At 29.4% G+C, this 12,333-nt stretch carries 13 protein-coding genes; 1 reads left to right on the top strand and 12 read right to left on the bottom strand.

Annotated elements, in window-relative coordinates; genetic code table 11:
- Positions 1–21 precede the first annotated feature (21 nt).
- The 5 genes from ASHG_RS01065 to ASHG_RS09180 form a co-directional block, all read right to left on the bottom strand.
- Complete coding sequence (locus ASHG_RS01065) at positions 22–186, bottom strand: cobalt ABC transporter (protein ID WP_425277223.1); 165 nt, start codon at positions 184–186, stop codon at positions 22–24.
- A gap of 534 nt (positions 187–720) precedes the next feature.
- Entirely contained in the window at positions 721–1,782 is a 1,062-nt protein-coding gene (locus ASHG_RS01060; protein WP_040398337.1) for an ABC transporter permease family protein, read from the bottom strand.
- A gap of 284 nt (positions 1,783–2,066) precedes the next feature.
- Positions 2,067–3,071: an MFS transporter gene (locus ASHG_RS01055; RefSeq protein ID WP_051145857.1), complete on the bottom strand. Its 1,005-nt coding sequence runs from the start codon at positions 3,069–3,071 to the stop codon at positions 2,067–2,069.
- On the bottom strand, positions 3,072–3,236 hold the full coding sequence (locus tag ASHG_RS09185; protein ID WP_208853622.1) for a hypothetical protein: 165 nt from the start codon (positions 3,234–3,236) through the stop codon (positions 3,072–3,074).
- A 61-nt stretch (positions 3,237–3,297) separates the two neighbouring features.
- Complete coding sequence (locus tag ASHG_RS09180; RefSeq protein WP_208853621.1) at positions 3,298–3,702, bottom strand: TetR/AcrR family transcriptional regulator; 405 nt, start codon at positions 3,700–3,702, stop codon at positions 3,298–3,300.
- Positions 3,703–4,078: 376 nt separating this feature from the next.
- Here ASHG_RS09180 and ASHG_RS01045 point away from each other — a divergent pair, with 376 nt between their 5' ends.
- Positions 4,079–4,831 (top strand): nitroreductase family protein, encoded by a 753-nt coding sequence (locus tag ASHG_RS01045; protein WP_040396926.1) that lies wholly within the window; start codon positions 4,079–4,081, stop codon positions 4,829–4,831.
- A gap of 49 nt (positions 4,832–4,880) precedes the next feature.
- Here the strand turns inward: ASHG_RS01045 and ASHG_RS01040 are convergent, their stop codons facing one another.
- From ASHG_RS01040 to ASHG_RS09095, 7 genes are all read right to left on the bottom strand, one after another.
- Positions 4,881–5,486 (bottom strand): CPBP family intramembrane glutamic endopeptidase, encoded by a 606-nt coding sequence (locus ASHG_RS01040; protein ID WP_040396925.1) that lies wholly within the window; start codon positions 5,484–5,486, stop codon positions 4,881–4,883.
- 518 nt (positions 5,487–6,004) lie between these two features.
- Complete coding sequence (locus ASHG_RS01035; RefSeq protein WP_040396923.1) at positions 6,005–6,232, bottom strand: hypothetical protein; 228 nt, start codon at positions 6,230–6,232, stop codon at positions 6,005–6,007.
- Positions 6,233–6,416: 184 nt separating this feature from the next.
- Positions 6,417–7,523, bottom strand: a complete 1,107-nt coding sequence (locus ASHG_RS01030; RefSeq protein WP_040396921.1) for a hypothetical protein — start codon at positions 7,521–7,523, stop codon at positions 6,417–6,419.
- Positions 7,498–8,982 carry a hypothetical protein gene (locus ASHG_RS01025; protein ID WP_040396919.1) on the bottom strand — a complete coding sequence of 495 codons (1,485 nt, stop codon included), beginning with the start codon at positions 8,980–8,982 and terminating at the stop codon, positions 7,498–7,500. Before ASHG_RS01025 ends, ASHG_RS01030 begins: the two co-directional genes overlap by 26 nt.
- Before the next feature lie 505 nt (positions 8,983–9,487).
- Positions 9,488–9,955, bottom strand: a complete 468-nt coding sequence (locus ASHG_RS01020) for a GNAT family N-acetyltransferase (protein ID WP_040396917.1) — start codon at positions 9,953–9,955, stop codon at positions 9,488–9,490.
- A gap of 235 nt (positions 9,956–10,190) precedes the next feature.
- Positions 10,191–11,945, bottom strand: a complete 1,755-nt coding sequence (locus tag ASHG_RS01015; RefSeq protein WP_040396915.1) for a recombinase family protein — start codon at positions 11,943–11,945, stop codon at positions 10,191–10,193.
- A 55-nt stretch (positions 11,946–12,000) separates the two neighbouring features.
- Positions 12,001–12,138, bottom strand: coding sequence for a hypothetical protein (locus ASHG_RS09095; protein WP_004822239.1), 138 nt, complete (start codon positions 12,136–12,138; stop codon positions 12,001–12,003).
- Between the last annotated feature and the right edge of the window lie 195 nt (positions 12,139–12,333).

Raw genomic sequence — 12,333 nt, 5'->3', positions numbered from 1 at the left:
TATAAAATTCAATGCAGTAACCTAATCCGATGAATTAATATTATCCTCATTTTTATCTTTTTCTGAAAGTCTTGACGGTACTTCCAATTTTTTAAAGTCTATTAGATCTGCATATTTTTCTATTAATTCTTGTATAAGCACAGCCAAGGAATCTAATTGATTATTTTTATTTGACATATTATCCAAGTTAAAATCCTCCGATATTTTAATTTCAACTTGTATATGTCAGAAAATTTTTTAGAACTTACCTAATGATCTAATTTACAAAAAATACTATTAATTTATTTTTCTCACAAAAAATCTGTTTATACGCTCCATTTATGGACGTATAAACAGATTTGGGGTATTTATCAAGGATAAGTTTTTAAACTCTTTTGTTATTAAGAATCCTTTCTGACAAATTATAGATAGAAGATTGATGGCATGGAGAAAATAAAAAAGATAAGTGATCAAAAATGAGGAAACAAAGAAAGGAAGTTGCAAAATATGGGGTAAGGAAAAATAAAAAAGATTTATAGAGCAAAATTTTAATAAGTAAGAAAATGTCTTGTGTAGGAATGCACTTACAAAAGTATTAAATAGCAAGCCAAGCTATCAATCTAAAAATGTGTACTTTAGAGCAAGCCAGGCTCTTTAAAAAATGTGTTTTGTCTTAGATAAGACAACTTATAAGCTTCTACGGACTCGGTAGTATAAAAAGCTTAGTCTTAAAATAAGGCTCTAGAATCGATTTAAAATATGACCAAATATCCTCTCAATTCTACCAGTCATAAATCGTGTAAATATATTAGATATTATGTATCCAAATACTACACCCACAAATGAGAGCAACCTAAACTTATTTAGATATAGATTTCTAATATCACTATATGATATACCCATAGCCTTCATATTACCTATTACAAGTCTATCTTCCTCTATTATCTCCATCATAATCACATATCTAAGAGAGACTAATGATATGATCATAAATATAATACCTGCTATTAAAAACATCAGAGAATTTAATATATCTGTGATCGCACTTATGGCCACTATTAGATTATAAGTTACCGCTTGACCATTTTTAGGAAGTCCCGATTCTTCATAGCTTACTTGGTATTTATTTGCATAGTCGGTATCTTTAAAAATCGATTCTATCATATACTCAATATCTTTTGAGTTTTTTAAAAGATCATTATAATCGCTATCAGATAATAAAAATCTTACAGATCCCGCCATGCTCGTATTCATCTGAGCATCATACATAATATTAGATACTTTATATTTTCTATATCCATCATCTGTTTTATATCTTAATATATCTCCAATCTCTATGTCATAATCTTCTAAAAGAATTCTAGGAACAACTATCTCTCCATCTTTTAGCTCTAGTATACTTTTATCCTTATCTAGTAAATAATCAAACTTTTCACTTTGCTTAACGATGGATATATCTAATTTAAAATTTTCAAGGCTTATATTACCTATGCTTTTATCTTTCTTAATTACATTAAAATCACTTCCGTAGGCATTTATCAAAGTTATAACTTGGGAGTCTTCTACATAATCTATATTTTTATTAAACTTTTCTATCTCATTTATATTTATTTCACCCTTGTGAAGCTGTAAAAAATGTGGAGGATTAGCTACTCCATAAAGTGAAAAAATAGAGCTAAATAAATTAAAACAAGTCAAAAACACAGATATAATAATCGTTACTGAAAGCGATATAAACAATGATATTATGATATTATTTTTTAAATTCTTTTTTAGTTCATTTTTTAAAAATCTATATTCCATCTTTTTCCTCCATTTGATTTATGTTTTTGTTATTTAATGTAAACAAAAAAACAATAGAAAATAGTATACCAACTATTATTAAAAATAGACCTATGCCTCTACCTGCACCTACACCTATAACTTTTAAAAAGTGTTAGATAATATACCACCCTCTCTCATCATAGGTTCAAAAATATTATCTACCAGAGGTCCTGATATTAGAAAGGCAGCCACAATTCCTATCTGAGTTAGAAAGCCAATAATCCCCCACGCTCTACCTTGAATGCTATTAGGAATAGCGTTTCTTACAAGCGCATCAGCACTTGCATTGATAAATGGGAGAGTAATAAAAAAATAAATATAAATATAACAATAAATATTAGTAAATTAAAAAATCCAGCTAAAGAAATAAAAATACCAGAAATTATACCTGCTATTCCAAGAGTTCTAGAATAGCTTAGCTTTATACCTCTTATTCCTATAAAACCACTTTCTACTAAAATCCCAAAAGCACAAATAGATTCAGCTATCCCAAGCATCTTCTCATTAACGATATTTAATATCATAGGTCTTACTAAAACTTGAATAAGAGCCATCAAAAAACAAGCTAAAAACATAAGAAAAACTAGATTACGAACACCTTTATTGTCACCTATTATTTTTAGACCCTCTCTTAATTCTTTTATTATATTCTTTTTAGTTGTGGGTTTATCTATGTCTTTTTCTATTATATTTTTATCATTTTTTAGAGAGTTTCTGATTATTGTAAGTATAATAATAGTAAATAATACTGAGGATATATCTATAATTAGAATTAGATCTATATTCGATTTAGCTAGGATAATACCAGCTAAAGCAGGCGATATCAATAATTTAGAACTAGCCGCCAGTTGCAAAAGCCCACTAGCCTTATCATAGTTATCAGATGATATAAGCTCTGTAACAGTCGATTTATATGCAGGTTCTAATATCCCTAAGAATATTAAGCTGACACCGATAGCTATAAATATTGGGGCTATAGTATCAGAAATATTAACACTAGTTCTAATAATATATAAAATATAAAGTAGACACAATCCAGATAATACATCACCCATAATCATTAAAATCCTTCTATCATATCTATCTGCTAATATCCCACTTATAGGGTTTATCAATATAGCTGACAAAAATGATATAAGACTTAACATAGCAATATCAGATACTTTATGAGTGAAATTATATATATAGAGCGACAGGGCAAAAGCTGTCATTCCGCTTCCTATATTTGCAATCATTTCGCCTATCCATAAAAGAATAAATCTTTTCATTTAAGCATTCCTATTCATAAAACTATAAATCGTATCTACATCTATGCCTAACATATTAGCTAAAAGCTCTATAAGTACCATAAATATAGATTCTTTTTCATCATTATTAAAATCAATAACACCATCATCTAATAGATTAATAGCAGAGCATAAAATTATGTACATATTCTCTTTTGGATATTTACAAGAAAAAACATTAGACTTGTTGCCCTCTTCTATGATTTTTTTAAAAATATGGTGTCACATCTTTTAAAATACTATTTAGTGTCTTTTGATGGAGCAGAGCATTTTCAGGCTTATGCATATGATCCGTTATCATGTTATGATTTTCTACTTTAAGACTTGATATAGCCATAAATAACTTCTCATCCGGTGATTTATCTAATGATGAAATCTCACAAATATTATTTACAATCTCTTTATTTACTTCATTAATTACCTGATCTAGTAGCTCTTCTTTTGATTTAAAATAGTGGTAGAAAGTCCCCTTAGCTATACCAAGTTTTTTTATCAGATCATTAATACTAGTATCTTCATATCCAATAGAAATAAACATTGCTCTAGCCATATCTAATATCTCAGACTTTCTATCGAAATAATCCATTCTCCCACGTCTTTTTTTATTATCCATTAAACCATCCTCCCCATGCTAACCGACCATCAGTCTATAATTAGTAGAAACCCTTAAATCTAATATGTCAAAAGAATGCTCATAAAAAACAACTTTCAAAATCTGATGTAGATGTATTTTTAGATTATAGAATTTTTATTCTTTCTATAGGTGTAGTATTATGTTTTATATATTATTTTTATTTGCATACATATGATTAAATTCTTGTAACGCAGACCATTATTAATATTAGCTTAAAGGATAAAATTATAAATAAATAGAATATGTGGAAATTTAGTGAAGCTTTATAATTGTGTATAAGCATTTATCATAAATAATAGTGAAATAATTATATTAATATGGGTATAATAATTAATAATATAGAAAGGAGTAAATTATGAACGAAACGATAAAACATCAACTTAATCATAAGACTATAAGAGAATATAAAGATGAAAAACTAGACGATAGGACGATACAGATCCTTTTAGAAGTGGCAAAATCTAGTGCAACTAGTAACGGAATGCAGACATTCTCAATAATTAGAATAGAGGATCAGAATATAAAAGACGCTCTAGCACAAAATGGCAACCAAGAATATATGGCTCGAGCACCACATTTATGGATTTTCATAGCAGATATAAATAGAAACTACAGAATAGCTTGTGAAAATAATGAAGAAAACGAAATTATGATAGGATTTGATAAATTTATACAGGCATTTACAGATGCTATAATCTCAGCTCAAAATGTAGTAAACGCCGCTGAGAGTATGGGACTTGGGACTAATTATTTTGGAAATATACACAACGACACAGCTCATATCATAGAGTTATTAAATCTACCAAAACTTACCTACCCCGCTGTAGGACTAGGATTTGGAATCCCTAACCAGGATCCACAGATTAAACCTAAAATGTCTATGGATATAAAAAGCTTCAAAGATAAATATGAGGTATTTGATAATTATAGCGAAGTTATCTCTGAATATGATAAAGAAATGCAGACATATTATGATCTAAGAGATAAAAATAGAAGATCTGATAAATTCTCTACCCAAATAATAAAAAAATCAGGAATAGACATGGAAAATAGATCAAAAATGTTTAAAACACTGCTAGATCAAGGATTTATAATAAATAAAGATTAAACAAAAAGACATAGGCTTGAGAAAACTCTAAGCCTATGTCTTACTAAATTTAAAGAAAAAATGCAACATATAAACCAGCTACTAAATTAGACACTGTATGTATGATAAAACTCGGAATAATTGATCCCTCTGATAACTTCTCGTTGATATATCCCATAGCATAGGCTATACACCCTGTAACAAAAATAATTAAAAGAGATTTTAATACACCTACAATAGGAAAAAACATCACTCCGTGAACCAGTCCAAACAATATTGATTGTATAAGATTTCCATTATTAAATCCTATTTTACTAACTAGCCTTTTAAGTGCAAATCCCCTAAACAAAATCTCCTCAGGTAAAGCAGTGTTAAGGGCTGCATAAATTATAATAGGCAAAATAGCCTTGAATCTAAGCCCCGAAAACTCGCTAGTTGCATTATTAACTCCACTCAGACTATTTAGAAGAATTATGCCTATTATTAGATATGTAATGGTTACTATCAATATTGATAATATCAAAGACTTGTCTACCCTTTTAATTCTTTTAAGCCCTATCCACTCTGTAAATTTCTGATTTTTTCTAACTTTAAAATACCAATAAACAAATGGTATAAGTGAAAACAAAACGATTTGTATTAAACTACTAATAAGTTTGTTAATTGCTAAACTCATAATCCCTCCTTAATATAATATAAAAATACATTTATATTATGCCCATATATGCATATTTAAAACTTGAAAAATGTAAAATATTTTCTTCACCTATATAAACCTTATATATAAATTATAATATTTGATTAAATCTCCTAAGTTAATAGCCTTTTGAATATTTTTCATAACACCCTTTTGATATCTCATCTAACAGATCTTTAGGCAATGGCCTAGAATATAGCAGCCTTACGTAGCTTTAGTTACATTATAATCTGTTAGTTTGTCCCTAAAATATTCATCCTAGATATACTCCTATATGATTTTTTGACGAAGCAAATTTAATAATATTTTTACCCTTCCAATATGTGCGTATACTCGAAAACGTTTCTGTACTTTCTCATCAGATATTTTCATGGGTATTCCACCCCTGCAGTCCACGCTTTTTATTTCGATCAATTCAAACACATCATTGAGAGTCTTATAATTTTTTATCTTTTTTTATTGATGTCAACACCACCGTAGCCACATGGCTTGAGTGGTCAGTATGGATAAAATCTAGTATTTTTCAAAATCTTCGTATATGGGAATACATTTATTCTAAATTCTTCTAACATTTTATTGAGGACTAATGCATTTTCATATTCTTCAACAAATTCCCCGATTTTTATTGAGGGAAATTCGTAATACTTTGCACAAATACATTTTTTATATTCATTTATATTATGCCAATTATTCTTTAAATTCCATACGTACTTCTTTCTATTCAAATAGTAGAATTACTCCAAAGATTTCTATCTATAGAACTTATCACTGAAAGTTACTTGAAGAAAGAAAAATGGTTTAATTTGCAAAGAAAAGTTCCTTTAGTAAAATAACTAGCACAATCTAAAGCAATCCCACCTAATTCCTTCAATAATCTATGATGATATTTAAATAGTTGAAAATTTATCATTAATTTTTATACTTAAATTCCAAAGCCTCCAAGACTATATCCATAGTATCAATTCCAAACTCCTTCTTTGAAATTCCCTTTGACTTAAGCAGATCTTTATTTTTCCTAAGTGATTTCCACAATGAAATTTTAGTTTCCCCATCTATATCGATCTTATAAAGTATATTGGCAAGCAATATAATTAAGTCTTTGCTATCCTTGTATACGCTAATATTTGTATTTTTACTTTTCATATGCATAAAAGAGTCAAAATCCTCTATCGAAAATTTTGTTTCTAATCCCTTGATTGGATTTATTAAAAGCTGTATTGATGAATGCATTAAGTTGATATAGGAACCTAGTGCGTACTGCTGTTTTTCAGTCATCAAATCATAATCAAGTCCAAAGGTCTGAATGTTTTCTATTGCCTCATCTAACTTTTCACTCTCATCATCAATTCGTTTTATACGTTCTAATATTTCTACAATTGCAAGTTCATATGATTTAATATCTCTATGACTTATTGCTTCAAATAGATTCTCCAAACGCTTTTTATCTCCGCTAGTCTTCCAGTAAATTAAACTGCTTGCCGCAAGAGAAATTGCTGCAATAGACCATCCTACAGGACCAGCCATAGTAAGAAAAGCTTGACCTGCAGCCATTCCTCCTCCACCAGCAACTAGAGCCCCACCCCCAAGCCAAGCTAAGGCCGCATTTGTTGCCGCAGCGCCACACAAAGCAGAGATAGCTGTCCCTGTTGATGCAAGGCCAAATGTAGTTGCAACTCCCATGGCCGCTGTTGGGCCAAATGTTACAACAGCAAAACCAAGACCAGCACCGGCAGCACCAGCACGGGTATTTTTAACAAGTGCTTCGTTATATTCTTTTTCTATATTTTCAGCTTGTTTTTTCCAATTAGATTTTTCTTTTTTAAAGTTCTTATATTTAAGTATATCACTAGGAACATTACGGATATTATCAAATGAGTCTTGGATTTTTGTTAATGACTCATAAAGTTTCTTTGTATGATTACCAAGATCTTCAATAGTAATATTAGTAAGATTTATTGCTGCTTGTACATTATCCTGTGCTTGTTGGAGTTTACTTCTTTTTTTGCTTGTTTTCATAATTATTTCCCTCCTTGAAATAAGAGTCAATATCCGCTTTATTTCGCAATATTTGACTCTTTGGAACATTTCTTTTCTCTGCCAAAAGAACAGATTTTTCAAAGGCTTCTATATACATATCACTTTCCTTTAATTCCTGAGTAAACAAAAGGAGGTCTTTATCATCGTATACTTCTGACAGGATTTTTAATCCATCAATATAATCAGAAATAATTATTTTTTCTTGTCTTAAAGAAGAATTCTTCTTTTGTGCTTGATAAAGTTTTATTCCTCTATTGCCTTCACCATATAAGGAAATTGTAAATCTACCTAAGCCTACAATATTTAATCTGATAATGAATTGATCTATTCTAAAAATTCCATTACCGTGAATAAATCCCTGGGCAAGAGCATTCCCTACATCAAGTAAACAAAATGTTCCATGAGCGACGGTAAGCATTCTTTTCACACTAGCATTGGAAAAAGGCTCACATAATTCCCAAACCAATTCAAAAGACCTATATCTATTTTGATTATTCAAATAAAATCGAACCAGTCGTCTAATGGAATATACCATCCTAACCACTAATTCATTAACAAATACCGGTATAGCTTTAGCCACTTCAAATCTTAGATCATATCCTTGCTTATATATTTCAAGAGCAAATTTATTGATAGTCTTATCAAACTCTAAGTTCGTAATATGTAACTTTTTCTTAATAGCAATAATATCATTTGTCCAAGTCCATAAAGGTGATGGAATCCCCATACCTCGACCCTTACTAGATGAAGACCCAGACATATCTGAAATTAAATGACCCAGCCAATTTACAAATCCACAGAATAATTTGGCAGATATATTGCCTCCTTGGAGTACAAACTTATTATCAGCTTCCTGTAAAGAAATTAATTCTCCTTCAGAAACAAAATGAGATGTATTTGCAAACTGATCTAGAATTGAAAAGAATAATCCTATCAGGCTTGGATTATGGCCTAAAGATTTAAAATGATGGTTCCTTGGATTGAGATTAAATACCTGTCTTGCAGCATCACCCACACCAGTCTGGTCATATGGAATCTTAAATTTCTTCTCTAAATATTTTATTGCAGATGAAAGAGAATCATTGCTATTCCCATCCCAGCCACATATCTTAGCAAAATCCATAGTTCGATTTGCAAACCATTTGTCCGTAATATTTCCAATTGCTGACTCAGGAGATTTCCCCACAAGGAAAATATCCAGAAGTCCACATGTTGCCCCACTAGCAACAGCAAGTATATAGTCTGTTTTATTACATTCTGGAGTAAGCTTTTTAAGTATATTCTCATTTTCAGAAAGTTTTATATTAATCTCATCAATCTCACACTCTGCAAACTTCATTGCCGTTTGTATATCAGAAGAAAATTCATATCCCTCTTCACTTATGCCAAGATCAAATAATAAAACCGCATCTTTATTTTTTACGCTCATAACATCCATTAACTTTTCTCCATTTTTTTATTTTCATCATCCTAAAGCTTTGTTTTAATAATATAGAACTTATTCAATATAACCTTTAATACTGTTTGTATGTCATTTAAAAATTATTCTGTATTTTTGTTTTTTATTGTTGCCACCACATTTAATATTGCAAATATTATGGCAACAATAAAAAACAACCACATAACTTCTTTTAATTTTTTTTCTTTCTTATTATTATTATTATATTTACTTCCACAACCTATACCAAAGAGTATCGAGCCATTTATCCATTCATACTCAGTTATGAATGTTTTCTATGAAATGTATATTGATATTATAAGTGTTATAAATGCAATTATTGATAGTATCAACCATAAGTTCTTTTTAACTATTTTAATTCATTATTTCGTTTTAATACGATTCGATATAGATATTCCTAACAAATCTGTCTTCTAAAGAAAGTTACCCTTAAATAAAATAGTCTTATAATATTTATACATAAAACCCAGTAATACTTAGGTATTTACTCTAAATCTTTTTTAAGCATAACTATATCTTTAGTTCTATACTCTTCAGTAAATCCACATTCTAAAAAAAGATTTATAGCACTACTTTCCGAAGCTATATTATCATATAAACTTCTTAATCCATTATTTTTTGCTGAAGAGCATAATAGTTTCAAACCTTCACGTCCATAACCAATCCCACGATATTTTGAATAGATAATTACACTTGCTAAATATTTATTCTCTACATCATCCAAATGATAAGCTATCTCTCCAACAAATTCATTATTTTCATTAACCAAATATCTATAAAACCTTTTTCCATCTGGCTTTTCAATCCAACAATTATACCATCTTTGCCTCTTAGATTCTGAAAAATCAATAGTTCCTCCCCATGCATTATTATAAGACATAGTGTCTGAATCTGATAGTAACCTTTCTCTAAACCATAGGTCTTTATATTTTGGAATATAAATCTTAATCATTTTTTGCTCCTTCAAAATAAAAATTCATTTAAAACGTATTCAATAATTAATTAAATTGGGTATAACAAATCCTTTAAATCTCTCACAATATACCATCTTATCGGGAAAAATAAAAAGTAGGAATAATAAGCTCTTATGAAATAAAATTAAATTTTATATTAAGGAATGATAATTTTAACATAAAAGACTTCAAAATTCTTATGATTTATTTATTTTTTTGATAGAAGCTATTGATTCACAATGCGTTGTCTTTTGCTTGGGAACATAATTTATTATCCTCGTCATTCTTGTAGGAGCACAATTTATTAATGTCATTATCTTTAGCATTTTTTCTTTTATCTTTAAAGTTATTAGAATCTTGACTATCTTTAACTCCTGTTTTGAAATAGAATGTTAAATCATATGGATGAACTGTTCCGTCTTTGTCAATTCTTCCCACCACGACTTTATCAACTATGCTTTCAAATACTGTTCTGTTAAATTCTTCTATAATTTCTTTGTTTTCTAAGACCTTTTTAAATTGCTTTAATCTTTCTTTAATAGAGTCTTCATCTTTGATAGTTAGCTCCAGTGCTTTCTTTTCATCAAGTAATTCTTCTTTTTGCTTTGTAAGTTTTTTATACTTTTTAGCATAAACTTCTTCGTCTATACTATCTTCTAAATGAAGATCAACTAACTTTCTTTCTTGACTAATGATTCTATTTAATTGGTTTTCTATCTTTTTCAGATCCTTGACTAAAGTATTATCATTTATTTCTTCTTCAACAATTTTTAAAAAGTCATCTATTATTGTTGAATCTGCATGGCATAATTGCCTATAGCTTTCAACAAATGCTTTTTCTATTGCTGCTTCTTGTATTCCTTTTGAATGAGGGCAATATTTTTTACCTTTTTTTGTTGACTTTACACATTGCCAGTTAATTTTTTTATAAATTGAACTTGTGTGCCATGTTCTTCTTGAAAGTATTTCACCACAAAATCCACATTCCAGCATACTTGAAAAAGCATATTGCCTTGATAGTTTTTCTCTCTTCCTATCCTTGTTAGCGATGGTGTTTCTATTTTGTGCTCTCCTGAGTCTAATCTCCTGCGCCATCTCGAAATCTTCTTTTGATATAATTGGCTCATGATGATTTTCAATGTGATATTTATCAGATTCCCCAAAATTAGCTAATCTTCTTTTTGTTATGGGATCAACTGTAAAGGTCTTTCCCATTAGTATATCGCCAATATACTTTTCATTTTTAATTATTCCTAACACTGTAGTATCAGACCATTTTGTTTTACCTCTCGGGGTGAAATATCCTTGCTCTTCTAGTTCCCTGCCAATGACTGAGCCACCATTGCCCTCTAAATATCTTTTAAAGATGTATCTGACAATTTTAGCTTCTTCTTCATTTATAGAGATGCTTTTTGTTATAGGGTCATAATCATATCCAAGACAACCTTGAAAACCAATAAGTTCCCCTTTTTCCATTTTCATTTTCAGTCCTTTTTTTACATGGGCTGAGGTATTTTCTACTTCTTGTTGAGCTACTGAACTTAATATTGTTAATAGTAACTCTCCATCCATTGTCAAAGTGTCTATATTTTCTTCTTCAAATACTACACCAACATTGTTTTCCTTTAATAGTCTTACATACTTTAAGGTATCTAATGTATTTCTAGCAAATCTTGATATAGATTTAGTAATTATCATGTCTATATCTCCATTTTGGCAATCACTTATTAGTCTCATGAAGTCTGCTCTTTTAGTAGCAGTTGTTCCTGTTGTCGCTTCATCTGCATATATACCAGCCAAAGTCCAGTTCTTATTATTTTTTATTAGATTTGTGTAATAATCAACTTGCGATTTATATGATTCAAGTTGGTCTTTACTATCTGTACTTACTCGACAATATGCTGCAACTCGTTTTAAATCTAAATGTAGTGCATTTCTATTTCTTGCTCCTGTATTTGAAGCTTTTATTAATTTTACTTTAGTATTCATTTTACCTCCTTCCCATTTTGTGTCTTTCTACAGTATTATTTTATCACAAGCTTAATTACTTTCTATTCATCTTTTTATAATCATTTTCTAACCTGTTCTTAATTTTTGTATATTCCTTCTCATTAATTAATCTAAGATCATAAAGCCTACATAACATAGCAACTCTCATACTATAAATCTTTATTGCTTGCATTTTAACCTCCTATGTAAGTTTTTTTTACCTTGATAAGTGGATTAAATTTAAAATATACTAATCTCACATAATCAATTTCAAGAATCTTCACACTTCAAAGTATTTGGATTTTTATAGAAAGATGAAAAAATACCCCTCACTTTATAAAGTGAAATTTGCCCTTTTTGGTAACCAAAGTTTTTATTTTTTAATAGT

The sequence above is a fragment of the Anaerococcus senegalensis JC48 genome, from assembly GCF_000321005.1.
GTDB lineage: Bacteria > Bacillota > Clostridia > Tissierellales > Peptoniphilaceae > Anaerococcus > Anaerococcus senegalensis.
This window is presented reverse-complemented; position numbering and strand designations above follow the sequence as displayed.